This window comes from Cohnella endophytica (assembly GCF_003628305.1).
GTDB lineage: Bacteria > Bacillota > Bacilli > Paenibacillales > Paenibacillaceae > Cohnella > Cohnella endophytica.
In genome coordinates, this window is record NZ_RBZM01000003.1 from 36,840 (window position 1) to 50,720 (window position 13,881).

The 13,881-nt window shown below is 53.9% G+C and carries 14 protein-coding genes; 10 read left to right on the top strand and 4 right to left on the bottom strand.

The window, feature by feature from the left end; all coding sequences use genetic code 11:
- The first annotated feature begins 157 nt into the window (after positions 1-157).
- From D7Z26_RS05475 to yunB, 5 genes are all read left to right on the top strand, one after another.
- Complete coding sequence (locus D7Z26_RS05475; RefSeq protein WP_120975070.1) at positions 158-1,183, top strand: HD-GYP domain-containing protein; 1,026 nt, start codon at positions 158-160, stop codon at positions 1,181-1,183.
- A 155-nt stretch (positions 1,184-1,338) separates the two neighbouring features.
- Entirely contained in the window at positions 1,339-2,169 is an 831-nt protein-coding gene (kduI, locus tag D7Z26_RS05480) for a 5-dehydro-4-deoxy-D-glucuronate isomerase (protein WP_120975071.1), read from the top strand.
- Between the two features lie 39 nt (positions 2,170-2,208).
- Positions 2,209-2,979 (top strand): DeoR/GlpR family DNA-binding transcription regulator, encoded by a 771-nt coding sequence (locus D7Z26_RS05485; RefSeq protein ID WP_120975072.1) that lies wholly within the window; start codon positions 2,209-2,211, stop codon positions 2,977-2,979.
- Entirely contained in the window at positions 2,951-3,721 is a 771-nt protein-coding gene (gene kduD / locus D7Z26_RS05490) for a 2-dehydro-3-deoxy-D-gluconate 5-dehydrogenase KduD (RefSeq protein WP_407643486.1), read from the top strand. Before D7Z26_RS05485 ends, kduD begins: the two co-directional genes overlap by 29 nt.
- Before the next feature lie 90 nt (positions 3,722-3,811).
- Positions 3,812-4,759: a sporulation protein YunB gene (gene yunB / locus D7Z26_RS05495; protein ID WP_120975074.1), complete on the top strand. Its 948-nt coding sequence runs from the start codon at positions 3,812-3,814 to the stop codon at positions 4,757-4,759.
- A 28-nt stretch (positions 4,760-4,787) separates the two neighbouring features.
- Here the strand turns inward: yunB and D7Z26_RS05500 are convergent, their stop codons facing one another.
- The gene (locus D7Z26_RS05500; RefSeq protein ID WP_120975275.1) at positions 4,788-5,804 is read right to left on the bottom strand and encodes a M23 family metallopeptidase; all 1,017 of its coding nucleotides are present in this window, start codon (positions 5,802-5,804) and stop codon (positions 4,788-4,790) included.
- Between the two features lie 60 nt (positions 5,805-5,864).
- On the opposite strand from D7Z26_RS05500, the gene lipA reads away from it, so the two are divergent.
- Entirely contained in the window at positions 5,865-6,857 is a 993-nt protein-coding gene (gene lipA / locus D7Z26_RS05505; protein WP_325050430.1) for a lipoyl synthase, read from the top strand.
- Positions 6,854-7,807: a YutD-like domain-containing protein gene (locus D7Z26_RS05510; protein ID WP_120975076.1), complete on the top strand. Its 954-nt coding sequence runs from the start codon at positions 6,854-6,856 to the stop codon at positions 7,805-7,807. Before lipA ends, D7Z26_RS05510 begins: the two co-directional genes overlap by 4 nt.
- Before the next feature lie 62 nt (positions 7,808-7,869).
- Here D7Z26_RS05510 and D7Z26_RS05515 read toward each other — a convergent pair whose 3' ends face one another.
- Positions 7,870-8,661, bottom strand: a complete 792-nt coding sequence (locus D7Z26_RS05515; RefSeq protein WP_120975077.1) for an NAD kinase — start codon at positions 8,659-8,661, stop codon at positions 7,870-7,872.
- A gap of 82 nt (positions 8,662-8,743) precedes the next feature.
- The gene (locus tag D7Z26_RS05520) at positions 8,744-10,033 is read right to left on the bottom strand and encodes a nucleoside recognition domain-containing protein (RefSeq protein ID WP_233566649.1); all 1,290 of its coding nucleotides are present in this window, start codon (positions 10,031-10,033) and stop codon (positions 8,744-8,746) included.
- 516 nt (positions 10,034-10,549) lie between these two features.
- Between D7Z26_RS05520 and D7Z26_RS05525 the strand changes: the two genes are divergently transcribed.
- Positions 10,550-10,948, top strand: a complete 399-nt coding sequence (locus D7Z26_RS05525) for a globin domain-containing protein (protein WP_120975078.1) — start codon at positions 10,550-10,552, stop codon at positions 10,946-10,948.
- 12 nt (positions 10,949-10,960) lie between these two features.
- Positions 10,961-11,662, top strand: coding sequence for a DUF2225 domain-containing protein (locus D7Z26_RS05530; protein WP_120975079.1), 702 nt, complete (start codon positions 10,961-10,963; stop codon positions 11,660-11,662).
- Between the two features lie 22 nt (positions 11,663-11,684).
- Here the strand turns inward: D7Z26_RS05530 and D7Z26_RS05535 are convergent, their stop codons facing one another.
- Positions 11,685-11,921, bottom strand: coding sequence for a hypothetical protein (locus tag D7Z26_RS05535; protein ID WP_120975080.1), 237 nt, complete (start codon positions 11,919-11,921; stop codon positions 11,685-11,687).
- A gap of 77 nt (positions 11,922-11,998) precedes the next feature.
- Between D7Z26_RS05535 and D7Z26_RS05540 the strand changes: the two genes are divergently transcribed.
- Positions 11,999-13,783, top strand: a complete 1,785-nt coding sequence (locus D7Z26_RS05540; RefSeq protein ID WP_120975081.1) for a M3 family oligoendopeptidase — start codon at positions 11,999-12,001, stop codon at positions 13,781-13,783.
- Positions 13,784-13,881: the final 98 nt, after the last annotated feature.

Here is a 13,881-nt window from a genome sequence, read left to right on the forward strand (position 1 = left end):
CCCGGGATATCCCGAGGGCGCTTTTTTAGCTGTTTCTGCTTGTTAATGTAGTTAAATAGTCCCGTTTTAGCAACTAAAGTAGCGCGACTTCCTACACTTCCCTAGGAAATTCGTTGTGGTACACTGGAAATGTTAATCATTCCACCGGAGGTAGATTATGGAACGGTTTCTAGGGAAGCTAGTCCTAAACGATATTTCTAACTCGCGAGGCGTTACCATAATTCCCGCACAAACCGTAATTGATCGCGATGCAGTAAGATTAATGATAAACCACAAAATCAGCATGGAGTCTATTGCTGTTGCGTTGGACATTCCCGAGGTGCCGATTAGTTCTCCTGAACTAGCCGCGAGAAAGCTAACCGATGAGACGGTTGAAATCTCCAAGGAACTCTTCGAGTCGATTAAGTCATCGCGCAAAATCCCGTTAATGGAAATCCGCAAGGACGTGCTCCCTGCCATCCATTCCCTCTCGAAGAACCCGAATTTATTCGAACTGTTCGAGACGGTTAAAGCGAAAGACGACTATACCTATCAGCACAACGTGGGCGTGGGAATCTTGGCTACGTTAATCGGAAGATGGATGGGCTTAAACGATCTTGAGCTATCCATGTTATCCCTGGCCGCGGTGCTTCATGACGTCGGTAAAGTGAAAATTCCGAAGGAAATTTTGAACAAACCGGGTAAGCTTACGACGGAAGAATTTCAAGAGATCAAGAAGCATACGATATACGGCTATGAAATGCTCAAGGAAACGAAAGGTCTGAATATTCGGATCGCGAATGTCGCGTTGCAGCATCACGAGCGCAATGACGGTACCGGATACCCGCTTGGACTAAAGAAAGAACAACTCGATCCGTTCAGTTCCATCGTGGCGGTCGCCGATATTTTCCATGCAATGTCTTCCAAGAGGCCTTATCATGAGCCGATCCCGTTTTATGAAATCGTTAGCCAAATGAGGCAAGGGAAATTCGGAGAGCTTGATCCTCAGATCGTTTCCGTTTTTATTGAAAATATTATGAAGCGCTTGATCGGCGAGCAGGTCGTTCTGACGGATGGACGAAAGGGAGAAGTCGTGTACCTGAATCCCCAATGCATCGAGCAGCCGCTAATCAAAGTGGAAGACGAATTTTTCGATCTCAGCAAAGAAAAAGAGCTGCAGATCCAAGAGATCATCGTAGGCTAACTTGAAAGCGATTCAAGAACCAATCGACCCTCGGAGCCAGTAGCTCTGGGCAGGCAGGTTGGTTCTTTTTTTTGGCATCTTGGTTCATTATTGTTCGAATTTGTTTGTTGTGATAGAATGAAACCAAAACAAACGAACTCATAAGGAGAATCCGAATGGAAATCAGACATAGCTCGCACCCGGCGGACGTTAAACAATACGATACGGCAAAGCTTCGCCAGCACTTTTTAATCGAAGGTCTTTTCCGCGACGATAAAATTACGACGGTGTATACGCACGAAGATAGAGTCATTATCGGCGGAGCGATTCCGTTAAACAAAACGTTGACGCTTGAAACGGAGGCCGCGCTTAAAACCGAATATTTTATTGAGCGACGGGAAGCCGGATTCATGAATATCGGAGGGGAAGCGACGATCGAGGTGGACGGCGAACGATATGAGCTCGGGAAATTGGACACCTTGTACGTAGGTAAAGGAGCTCGCCAGATTAAATTATCCAGTCGCGAAGCGGGCAATCCCGCCAAAATATATTTCGTCTCCTCGCTGGCCCACGCTGTTTATCCGACGCGGAAAGTATCGGTACGGGAAGCGAACACGATGAACCTCGGTTCGATCGAAACGTCCAACGAACGGACGATTCACCAAATTATTCACGAGAACGGCGTGCAAAGCTGTCAATTGATGATGGGTGTTACTTTGTTTAAGCCGGGAAGCGTGTGGAACACGATGCCCGCTCATCTGCACGACCGACGGATGGAAGCTTATCTGTATTTCGACATGAAACCGGACACGCGCGTCTTTCATTTCATGGGGCAGCCGGAAGAAACGAGACATCTCGTCATTGCGAACGAGCAGGGGGTTATTTCTCCTAGCTGGTCTATTCATTCCGGGGCGGGAACAGGCAGTTATGCGTTCATCTGGGCGATGGCCGGGGAAAATTACACGTTCAAGGATATGGATGTCGTAGGGATGGACGAATTGAAATAAGCGGGCCAAAGGGATTCAGATCGGGAGGAAAACAAGATTATGCTAGCCGTTACGAGACATCAATCGATATTGGAATGCATAGAGAAGCAAGGGACGGTTCAAGTGTCCGAGCTTAGCGAGATGCTATCGGTAACGCCCAAGACGATTCGAGAGGATCTGGAGAAGCTTGAGGAAAAAGGGCTTCTTAGCAGAATACACGGCGGAGCGATGAAACGAAGCGATCGGTCCGAGTCGTTGTTTCCGTTGGAAATTCCGAATACGAAGCACGGGCGGGAAAAGGAAGCGATCGCGATGTACGCGCTCCGTTATATTCGCGAAGGAGATGTTATCGCGCTGGACGCGGGAAGCACGACGCTCGAGATCGCCAAGAAGCTGCCTAACGCGCCGATAACCGTAGTGACGAACGATTTATTGATTATCCGGGAGTTGACGGGCAAGGAGCTCGTACGCCTCGTCGTACCGGGAGGGTACAGGCATCGAAACGTGCTCATCGGTAACGACGCGCTCGATTGGCTAACCCGACTCAACGTACAGAAAGTATTTCTGTCCGCATCGGGCGTGCACGATAAATTCGGACTTTCTGTATTTACGGGCGAGCTGCTCGATCTGAAGAAAGCCTACTTGTCCGGCGCCAAAGAAATATACGGAGTGGCGGATCACAGCAAGTTCGATAGGGCGGCGCTTCAGACTTTCGCATCTTTGGATGAATTAGACGTGCTTATTACGGATGAATGGCTCGCCGACGAGACATTAAAGCGATATGAAGGAGGTCGGGTCCGCATTGAAAGAGCAAAGAAACAATCGATTTGATTTGACGGGCAAAACCGCGATCGTCACGGGAGCGGGCAGGGGCTTGGGACAGGCGATCGCTGTCGGTTTCGCCGAAGCGGGGGCGAACGTCGTGCTCGTAACGAATCGTTCATCCGCGGCAACGACGCTGGCCAAGATCGAGGCTCTCGGAGGGCAAGCGAGAATCGTTCAGGCGGATGTTGCCGATCGAGAGAAGCTGCCGGCAATTATAGAAGAAACCGTGTCCGCGTTCGGCGGGGTGGATATTCTCGTGAATAACGCGGGTATTATCCGCCGTACTCCGGCAGCCGATCATGCCTACGCCGATTGGCAGGAAGTATTGGACGTCAATCTGAATTCCGTCTTCGTCCTCTGTCAATTGGCAGGCAAACGGATGCTCGAGCAGGGGAGCGGCAAAATCATCAACATCGCGTCCATGCTTAGCTTTCAAGGCGGCATTAACGTTCCCGGTTATACGGCGAGCAAACATGCCGTCGCCGGTCTAACCAAAGCGTTAGCCAACGAATGGGCGCCGAAGGGCGTACAGGTTAACGCCATCGCTCCCGGCTACATGGCCACCGACAATACGGAAGCATTACGCAACGATCCCGCGAGAAGCAGGCAAATTCTCGAGCGGATTCCCGCCGGACGATGGGGGACGGACGAGGATTTGATCGGACCGGCTATTTTCTTGGCATCTTCTTCATCCGAATACATGAACGGACATATTCTCTGCGTCGACGGCGGCTGGATGAACCGATAGCCCGGCTTCTTTTTCCGCCCGCAGCCGCATAAGCTTGAACCATGGAAACCCGGGGACGAACCTCCGGGCTTGACGCGGGGAGGCATGGCGATGCGCAGAAAATGGGGCAGAGGCTTTCAGTTCACGTTCTTTAAGAACGGCTCGCTACCGAAACCGTTGCCGCGCAAGTGGGGCAAAGGTTTCGTTTTGTTTCGCGGCGGAGGCGCTCCTTCAAGGAATTCTCCGCGCAAGTGGGGAGGGCCGCGGCGATTGTCCGCCCCAAGCACCGCTTACGCGCCGGCGAAGAAGTGGACGTCCAAACGTCCGAGACGCAAGATGAAGCGTAGCCATTACTGGTTGATCATGTCCGCTATCCTACTGTTCATCGTCGCCCAGAGCATCATGTTTCTGGACCGTGAGCTTCGGAAGCCGCTCATGTTCCTTGCCAAAATACGCGTGAATCAGATGGCTACCGAGGCTATCAACACGGCGATATCGAAGGAGTTCGCGCAAAATGCCGACTCCGACAAGATGATTCGCTGGAAGACGAACGATTCCGGCAAAATCACCGGATTCGAGATCGACTACAAAGAGCAAATGGCGATTACGGCCAAGACGATCGAAGTCGTTACGGACGCGCTGCAACGGTACGAAGACGTTCCGGAGCGGATTCCAATCGGTCATGCCTTGAATAGCCCGTTCATCTCGTCGATCGGTCCTTCGGTTTCGGTCAAATTTCATCCGGCCAGCACGGTGAAGGTCGACGTGGAGACCGAGCAATCGGAGGCCGGCATCAACATGCTGCTTGTCGAGGTTTACGTAAGGATTAGGACGGATATTTCGGTCGTCGTTCCGTTCGACCAGGACGCGGAGAGGCTGGAAACGAAAATCCCGCTCTCCTATGCGCTAGTCGTCGGAGACGTGCCGACCTATTATTACGACGGCAAAGGCAATCCCGTAGGTAACAGCGCGGCACTGGCTCCTCCGATCGCGTTACCGGGCAAGCCGGAGCAGGCCGATTCCGTCCAGCCGATTCAACCGCAAGCGAGCCCGCATTAATAAAACCGCCCCGGGGAGGGCGGTTTTATTAATGTTTAGAAGCTTTCAGAGACTTCAGCTCTTCTCTTTCCCAACGGCGCAGTAATGGGTAGGGGTCGAAAGCCCATTCCACCAGCCCTCTATCCCTATATACTCCGTAATGAAGATGAGGAGGGAACTTGCCTTGCGTTCCGGGTCGACCGTATCCGGAGCTACCTACGTACCCGATTACTTGGCCCGGCCGGACGATGTCTCCCATCTTGATCTTTTTGTCGAAGCCGGATAGATGCGCGTAATAATGATACAGGTTATTCAAGTCCCGAATGCCGATTCGCCACCCCCCGAAAGCGTTCCATCCTTTCATCTCGACGACTCCGTAACACGTGCTCTTGACGGGCACTCCGTAATTGGCGAAGATGTCCGTTCCTTCATGGATTCGTTTGCCGCCCCAGCCTCGACTATTGCCCCACGTGCTGCGGAAGGAATACGTACTCTCGAGCGGAAGGGGAAAAGCATTGCCGGACAAGTCCAAGCGATCGAAATGCCGATAAAGCATTACGAACTGCATTACGCGCTGCACGGCACGGGTATTGTGGTAGTATTCCCAAAGTCCGATGGCGAGATCGTCCTCGGCGCTGCCTTGTTTCGCCACCTGGGCGGCTACGGAGAAGAGCGCGTCTTCGTCTTTGCGACGATCGGCGACGCCGTCTCCCGATCCGTCGCGCCCGATTCCGCGAAAAAAACGGATCGACGACGGATTCGAATCGTTAGTCTCGGGATTTAAGTCGCCGCTCCAATCCGATTCCGTAACGTAGACTCCCGATACGGCATTCTCGCTAATCGGACGAGTCTTCGGATGGGCTCTGGACATCGTTCGTTCGTATTGGTCGATCGCGGCTACGAAATGCCAATCCAGCCCCGATTTCAGGGCGATCGACTCGTAAAGCAAGCGGCGTTTCTCGTACATCCCGGTATCGACGCTTTTATCCGCCGACGTTGCCGCCATAGCGCCTAGATCGTCGAAAGGAAGCAGAAAAAGGACAAACGCGGACGAGACGCAAGCCATTCGCGTCGTACGTCCGCGCCATCTTCGCCAAAAGGTTTGCAAAGTGACTCCTCCTTTGGTATGAGCCTGTTAGAAGTAGGGTTTACAGAACATTGGTTTTTATCCGAAACCTGCTATAATAAGAAGGACGGAAAGAGGGGAATCACAATGACGACAAGCGCCAAACCGCGCAAACCCGATTGGTTGAAAATCAAATTGACGACCGGAGAGCCCTATCAGGAGCTTAAACAGGTCATGAGGAGCAAGACGCTTCATACCGTTTGCGAAGAAGCGCGCTGTCCGAATATATATGAATGTTGGGCTAATCGTACCGCGACCTTTATGATCCTGGGCGATATATGTACCCGGGCATGCCGGTTCTGCGCCGTGAAGACGGGGCTTCCCACCGAGCTCGATCTTCAAGAGCCGGAACGGGTAGCGGAAGCGGCCGAACAGATGGGATTAAAACATTGCGTAGTTACATCCGTGGCTAGAGACGACCTGAAAGACGGGGGCGCTTCGATTTTCGCCGCTACCGTTAAGGCGATCCGTAAGAAGATGCCGCTATGCAGCGTGGAAGTTCTTATCCCCGATTTTTTAGGGGACAAGAATTCGTTGCAGATCGTCATGGACGTCGAGCCGGATATTCTGAACCATAACATCGAGACGGTCGAACGGCTGTCCAATCGCGTTCGCGCCAAAGCCAAGTACCGGCGTTCGTTAGAGCTTATCCAACGTGCGAAGGAAATGAAACCCGATATTCCGACGAAATCGAGTATCATGCTCGGCTTGGGGGAAACCTACGAAGAAATTATTCAGGCGATGGACGACCTCCGCGCCGTGGATTGCAACATCTTGACTCTGGGACAATATTTGCAGCCATCGCCTTCCCATATCGACGTCTTCCGTTACGTTCATCCGGACGAATTCGCGGCGTTGAAAGTCGAAGGGCTGAAACGCGGTTTCTCCCACGTGGAATCCGCGCCGTTCGTTCGCAGTTCTTATCATGCGCACGAGCAGGTAAAATCGGCGGAAGCTAGGACGAACATCCTTCGGGAGGAGAGCCTAACATGATTTTCATGGCTGGAGGCAACGCATACTCGCTCGTTCACGAACATAAGACCGGATGGAATCCGGAGGCTTTCCGCGAAAGATACAGCGAAGTATTGGAGCGTTTCGACTATATCGTCGGGGACTGGGGTTACAATCAGCTTCGCCTCCGGGGCTTTTACCGGGACGGGCATCCGCGGGCGACCAAGGAAAGCACGATTTCGAGTTTCGTCGATTACATTAACGAATATTGCAATTTCGGCTGCGCCCACTTCGTGCTTACCAAAGTGGACAGCAGCGCTTTGCCTCCCGGAGCGGAGATTTCCCAGGAGGAAACCCCCGAAGCGATTATCGCGATGAGCGAGACGGGCGAACAAGCCGCCGAGACGGCCGCGGCGCTAAGTAACGGGCCGATCATGCGCTGGCCGCTTAAGGAAAGAGCTGGCGGGCCTGCCCGCGTGCCTAATATTACGGTTTCCGCGGTGGCAAGAGCCGCGGCGGACGCCGAACGTCGCAATGCAAGCGCTAACTCGGGACGCGACGGATCGAACGGCGCATCGTCTTCGCAACCGCGTGGCAATTCATACAAGGGGCAGGATGGCGGGCACAACAACCGGCAAGGGCGATCCTATAACAACGGATCTTCCGGCGGAGATCGCCGTTCTAACTCGAACGGTCAGGGTAATGGCGTCCAAGCTTCCAACAGGCAATCGACTCCGAGAGGTCCTCGCCAGTCGGGCGGGGAGCAACAAGCGTCCCGGGCTCCGGTCGAAAATCGGCCGATCGAGGCTCGCCAACCGGAATCACGCGGACCGGATTCATCGCAAGCCAACCAGGCTCGTCAAGACGCTTCGCGCGGCGACAACCGCTGGCACGGCAAGAACCGGCGCCGCAAGACATTCGGCGGTAAACCGGGTCCTCGCCCGGAAGGAGCCGCTCGGCCGGAGGCAGGCGCTCCAAGATCAAGCGAATAGATCAAAACGAAAAAGGCCATTCCCCGTATTGCGAGGGAATGGCCTTTCCGTATGAGTTGCCGTTAGTTCGCGTCGATGAAAGCTTCCCGTACGCGATTCCAGAACGGGAAGGGACGATGCCTCGCGAACGTGATTTTGCTTTCCGCGACTTTGCACGTAATGGAACTGACGCCGGTCATCCTCATGACTTGATGGTCGATCCCGATCAACAGTTTCACTTCTTGATCGGGAATAATATCGCAATGGTGGTGCTTCGGGAGAATAACCGAAGAACCCAGCGTTCGATATACCCTGTTGTTAATGGAAGCCATCTCGGCGATCTGCAGGGCTTCCAAGGAAGGGTGGATGACCGCGCCTCCGAGGCTTTTGTTGTATCCGGTACTTCCGGACGGGGTGGAAATGACGATGCCGTCGCCCCTAAAGGTCTCGAACGGCTCATCGTTAATATGGAGCGCCGCGACTAACGTGCCGTCCACGCTTTTTAACGAAAACTCGTTAAGAGCCAAATGAATCGATTTTCCGGCCGAGGAAGTAATTTCTACCTGCAGCAGAGGATACTGAATTTTGCGGGGCTCCGACGTTGCCATGATATCGACAAGTTCGGATAGCTCATCCTTTTTCCAATCCGCGTAAAACCCGAGATGACCGGTATGTACGCCTATAAAAGCGACTTGGTCCAACTGGTATTTGAACCGATGGAACGCTTGAAGCAAAGTTCCGTCTCCTCCGATCGAGACGACGATGTCCGGGTCGCTTTCGTTCGGCGTGAAACCTTTCAATGCCGCTAACGCGCGGAACTCCTCCGATAAAGCCCGGGACAATCGGTCGCCCCGGTCAAGCAATGCGTATTTCAAACCTGGCCGCTCCTTCCGACTCGCCCTGATACTTCTAGCTGATTCGATCATAAACAATAACGGTGTCGAATTCAATCCTCCGTTACCGCCCACGTCGAATCGCGGCGAGAGCGGCGGCTACCGATCCGGCGGCGATAATGATCGCGATCGTAAGCAAGAACGTAAAAGGCAACCATGCCGCGGAAGAAAAGAACGAAGATGCAGGGAGCAGCACGGCATGCGGCGAACCCGGTACCATTGCGTTCATCCCCGGAGGAGGAATGGAGGCGGAACCCGTTATGGCGCTAGGTCCAAGATAAGGCCAGATCGCGTAGACGATCGCCATGGCCAGAATACCGTGGGCGAGCCTCATCCGCGCGAAGGGTAGGTAACGCCACGCCGTACGGCTCATGAGTCCCGCGACTTGGGCGTGCACGGACAGTCCGGCCCAACTCAAGACGAAAGCCGCTACGGCGACCCTGTCCACTAACGGGATACCCGGCACTGTGGCGGCGGCTTTCGAGCCGAGGGTAACTTCGAAGGTTCCGCTGACAAAAGCCGGGGCGAGCTTAGGAGATAAGCCGATTAGCCGAAGAAGCTCCCCCATCGAGTCGCGGAAGAGCAGAAGCAGCCCGCTGTGCAAAAGCAGATCAAGCACGGCGGAGAAAAATACGACCAATCCGCCTACGATCACGATGAGCGTCAGCGAGGATTGCAGGGATTGTTGCAGCATGACGCCGAATGGACGGCCATCCGCAATTCGGGCTCTATGCATCGCTTGCAGCGCGGCGCGGAGTCGTCCTCCTGGCGGTTTCGGAGGAGTTAACGATAAGTCGCCGGAGGCGCGCGAGCGAAAGCCTGCGACTAATCCGAGCAAGAGCGCCCCGCTGTAATGGGCGACCGCGAGAGCGGGGGCGGCTTGCAGGCTGCCGAAAAAGCCGATGCTGACGGCGCCGATCAGAAAGATCGGATCGGAGGTCGTCGTCATGGCCACGAGACGTTCTCCCTGGTCGCGGGTGACGAGCTTCTGTTCCATCAAACGCGAGGTAAGCTTCGCTCCTACGGGATACCCGGAAGCGAAGCCCATAGCGACGATAAAGCCTCCTACGCCGGGTAACCGGAACAGCGGACGCATGAACGGATCCAGCAATGTCCCGGCGAGATGGACGATGCCGAATCCTAGAAGAAGTTCCGACATAACGAAGAAAGGGAACAGCGCGGGGAACAAAATATCCCACCATACGGCTACTCCCCTTAATGCGGCGCTTAAGGCGATATGCGGATTCGCCAGGGCCAAGAAACCGATGACGAGGGAAATTCCTCCGATCGCGAATACGGTCGCCAGAACGTGACGATCGGATTTGGGCTCGCGAGAGTTCCGAATCATTTCCATAATAGATGTGCTCCAATCCAATCCGGAATCGATCGTCGATAAAGTCTCTTGTCCACTATATGATCCGGCATGGACAATCTTGCCGAGGATCTTGGGCGTTATTTTATTGTAAACGGTTACATTAAAAACATTGCTGTGATACAATAGAACTAGTCATAACAAGAACAGTTCATGAACGACCAAGCAACATCAAATTCATTCGAAGGTGGAGTGATGATAATGGCGGGAATCGTTGCAGGCCTAATTGTATGCGCTTTCGTATATGTTATTCGCGAGTCCCTGGTCACCCCCGAAGAAGAAGTATAATGCGATATTCATCTTTCCGGCGCATGTCCGGTCTCGATCGCCCCTTAGGGGCGATTTTTGCATTTATTCGAAAGTCTCGTTCCGCCCTTTGTGGTATAATGGGCGTATTCGTCCGGGCATTCCCGGTAGGGCTTTAAGCCTGCATACAGCTAAGAAAACACGGGTCGACGGAACTTTCGAATTCCCTTGATCCGGCGTAGGAGGTACGACTTGAGCAATTACGACTCTTTGTACGAAGCGCTTGGCGAAGCGGAGGGCATCCGCGACCTAGTCGGTAGATTTTATCCGAAGGTTCAAGCGCATCCGTTGTTAGCCCCTCTGTTTCCCGAGGATATAATCCCCGTCATGGAGAAACAGATTTTATTTTTGACCCAGTTTTTGGGCGGTCCGCCGCTTTACTCCGACGAATACGGGCATCCGATGATGCGCGCTCGCCACTTGCCGTTCCCGATTACTCCGGAGAGGGCCGAGGCATGGTTGGATTGCATGACGCGCGCGCTGGCCGAAACGTCCGTCCCGGGTCCCTTGCAGAAGCTGACGATCGAGAGATTGTCCGGGCCCGCTAATCATTTCGTCAATACCGTATCCGATAACTCGCCAAGCCTATAAGGAGGCACTACCGTGGAGCCGCTTTTTCAAATTAAAGTTACTTGCATCTGTTGCGAGGAAAGCTTTCAGACGTCTCGGGTGAGACCCAGCTTGAAGAAAGCGGTCAGAACGGATACTGATTTCTGCAGCTATTTTAAGTCTGTAAACCCGGATTATTACGTGGTGAGGGTGTGCCCTTATTGCGGATTTTCGTCCACGGAAAATTTCGCGGATCGGCTGAACGACAAACAACGGGCGGCCTATTTCGAGAAAATGGGCAATCAATGGAAATACCGGGACTACGGGGGAGAACGCGACGCGGCTACCGCCATGGATTGTTATAAGCTCAGTCTACTGACTGCCCAATCGATCGGCGAGAAAGATCGGGTTATCGCCGCATTGCTTCACCATATTGCTTGGCTATATCGTTACGAAGGGAAGCACGATCAGGAGAGGCGTTTTATTTCGTTTGCCCGAGATGCTTACGTAAGGGTATACGAGACGGAGCGGGATTCGATCAGCAACGCAAAGCTTATGTATTTGATCGGGGAACTGTACAGGCGGCTCGGCGAATATCATGAAGCCGTCCGTTGGTTCGGACGGGTCATTCACGATAAGAAGATCACGGATGCCGCCATGATTCGCGCATCTCGCGAGCAATGGCAGCAAATCCGCGAGGAGATGACGGGCAAGGGAATGGAGCTTCCGGAGGAAATGTTGGAAAACGGGGCTTGAACTATCATCGACGGCAATAGGATTACCGTCGAATCGGACGGTTCGCGAGCAAATAATCCGAATCCGCGTCGACGAGCCGAACGCTTCCGTGGCAGCATGGGAATACGAGCATAATTTTTCTTCGTCCTCCGTACATATCGGTAACGTCTTCCGGTTTTAAGGGCAGAAGCACGTGCGAGCGGTCGCAAAACGGACATTGTTGCGCATAAACTTCGTTCATGACAATATCGTAGGGTAGGGAATTACGTAATGGGATCATGTTCAAGCCCCCTTTCGCGTATTCTTAACATACAACAGAGAATAAGCGTAGCGCAATGAAAACGGAGGGATTACGGAATGAGTAACGCATTACGATGGAATTTGGATTCGCTGTTTCCCGGCGGTTCGGCTTCGCCGCAATATGCGGCATTCGTGGGAGAAACCGAGGTACTCGTAACTTCTTTGTTGAAAGAGCTGCAGGATAGCAGCGGTTCTGAGGCCGGGCTAGACCGGTTGACGGAGTGGACGGATAAGCTTCAAACCGCGGTTTCGAGACTGAGGGAAGCGGATGCGTTCGTCTCTTGCATTACCTCGCAGGACATGAAGGACAAGCGCGCGGTCGCTTGGACGGAGCGGATTCAAACGTTGTCCTCCAAGCTCAAACAAGCTATGGACTTATACGACGCGAATCTCGCTTCCGTGCCGGATTCGGAATGGCAAGAATGGAGCGGGCGCGCGGCGGCGGAAATCCGATTCCCGCTGGATGAACGACGCGATTCCGCGAAGGACAAGCTGCCGCCCGCATTGGAAGCCGTTGCTAGCGAGTTGGCCGTCAACGGTTATCATGGCTGGGGAGAGCATTACAATACGATAGTCGGCCGAATTTCGATCCCTTGGAATGACGATAACGGACAAGAAGAGAAACTGTTGTCCGTGGGCCAAGCGGCCAACAAGCTGGACGATCCGAATCCTTCCGTACGCGACGCCATGGCCGTCAAATGGGAGGAAGCTTGGTCCGGGCAAGCGGACTTAACCGCGGACACGCTTAACCGGTTAGCGGGATTCCGACTGAAGCTGTACGGCATGAGAGGCTGGGACGATCCCATAAGGGAACCGCTCCGGATCAACCGGATGAGCCGCGAGACTTTGGATGCGATGTGGAAAGCGGTAGAAGGCGGAATCGAACCATTGAAGCGTTACTTGAAATTAAAGGCGCAACGCTTCGGTAAGGAGAAACTGGCATGGCATGACGTCGACGCTCCGATCGCGACGAGCCAAGCCAAAATCCCATTCGAAGAAGCCTCGCACTTGATTACGGACGCATTCGAGCGATTTTCCCCGAACATGGCGAAGCTGGCGCGAAAAGCGTTCGAAGAACGCTGGATCGAAGCGGCGGATCGTCCCGGCAAGCGTCCTGGCGGTTTCTGCACGAGCTTCCCGATCAGCCGCCAAGGCCGGATTTTCATGACCTATTCGGGTACGCCGGGTAACGTGTCCACGTTGGCCCATGAATTGGGTCATGCTTATCACGGGGAATTGGTCGAGGAGCTTCCGCCGTTCGCTCAGGATTACGCTATGAACGTAGCGGAGACGGCATCCACTTTCGCCGAGGCGCTCGTAAGCGATGCTCTGTTAGGCCGGGCGGAGAGCAAGGAGGATAAGCTTGCCCTGCTGGACGATCGGCTTCAGCGCGCCGTCGCGTTCTGTATGAACATTCGCGCGCGTTTCTTGTTCGAGACGCGATTCTACGACCGCCGTGCGTCCGGTATGCTTGAGGCAGACGAACTGAGCGAGCTAATGGTCGCCGCGCAGAAGGAAGCCTTCGGCGACGCGTTGGGAAGCTGGCATCCGCATTTTTGGGCGGCCAAGCTGCATTTCTATATTACGGACGTTCCGTTCTACAATTTCCCGTATACGTTCGGCTATTTGTTCAGTACCGGATTAGTCGCCGTCGCGGAACGGGAAGGCGTTTCGTTCAGCGAACGCTACGACAGCCTGTTGCGGGATACGGGCATTATGACGGTGGAGCAGCTTGCTTCCCGCCATCTAGGCATCGCGCTCGACGAGCCTCGCTTCTGGGAAGACGCGGTCGCGAGAGCGGTCGCCGACGTCGAGACGTTCGCGCGGTTGATCGAGGAATAACGGAAGGATAACGGATATATACGAGCCGAAGCTGGCTGCTCAGGATGATTTACAAACCCTGGGCAGCCCTTCTTTGTTGTTGAGGCGAAGCGATTTCG

Coding starts and splice junctions, on each gene's coding strand:
- lipA (WP_325050430.1), top strand. CDS start 5,865: ATGAGCCTGTTAGAAGTAGGGTTTACAGAACATTGGTTTTTATCCGAA.
- D7Z26_RS05485 (WP_120975072.1), top strand. CDS start 2,209: ATGCTAGCCGTTACGAGACATCAATCGATATTGGAATGCATAGAGAAG.
- D7Z26_RS05520 (WP_233566649.1), bottom strand. CDS start 10,033: ATGGAAATGATTCGGAACTCTCGCGAGCCCAAATCCGATCGTCACGTT.
- D7Z26_RS05540 (WP_120975081.1), top strand. CDS start 11,999: ATGAGTAACGCATTACGATGGAATTTGGATTCGCTGTTTCCCGGCGGT.
- D7Z26_RS05475 (WP_120975070.1), top strand. CDS start 158: ATGGAACGGTTTCTAGGGAAGCTAGTCCTAAACGATATTTCTAACTCG.
- D7Z26_RS05500 (WP_120975275.1), bottom strand. CDS start 5,804: ATGGCTTGCGTCTCGTCCGCGTTTGTCCTTTTTCTGCTTCCTTTCGAC.
- D7Z26_RS05510 (WP_120975076.1), top strand. CDS start 6,854: ATGATTTTCATGGCTGGAGGCAACGCATACTCGCTCGTTCACGAACAT.
- yunB (WP_120975074.1), top strand. CDS start 3,812: ATGCGCAGAAAATGGGGCAGAGGCTTTCAGTTCACGTTCTTTAAGAAC.
- D7Z26_RS05535 (WP_120975080.1), bottom strand. CDS start 11,921: ATGATCCCATTACGTAATTCCCTACCCTACGATATTGTCATGAACGAA.
- kduI (WP_120975071.1), top strand. CDS start 1,339: ATGGAAATCAGACATAGCTCGCACCCGGCGGACGTTAAACAATACGAT.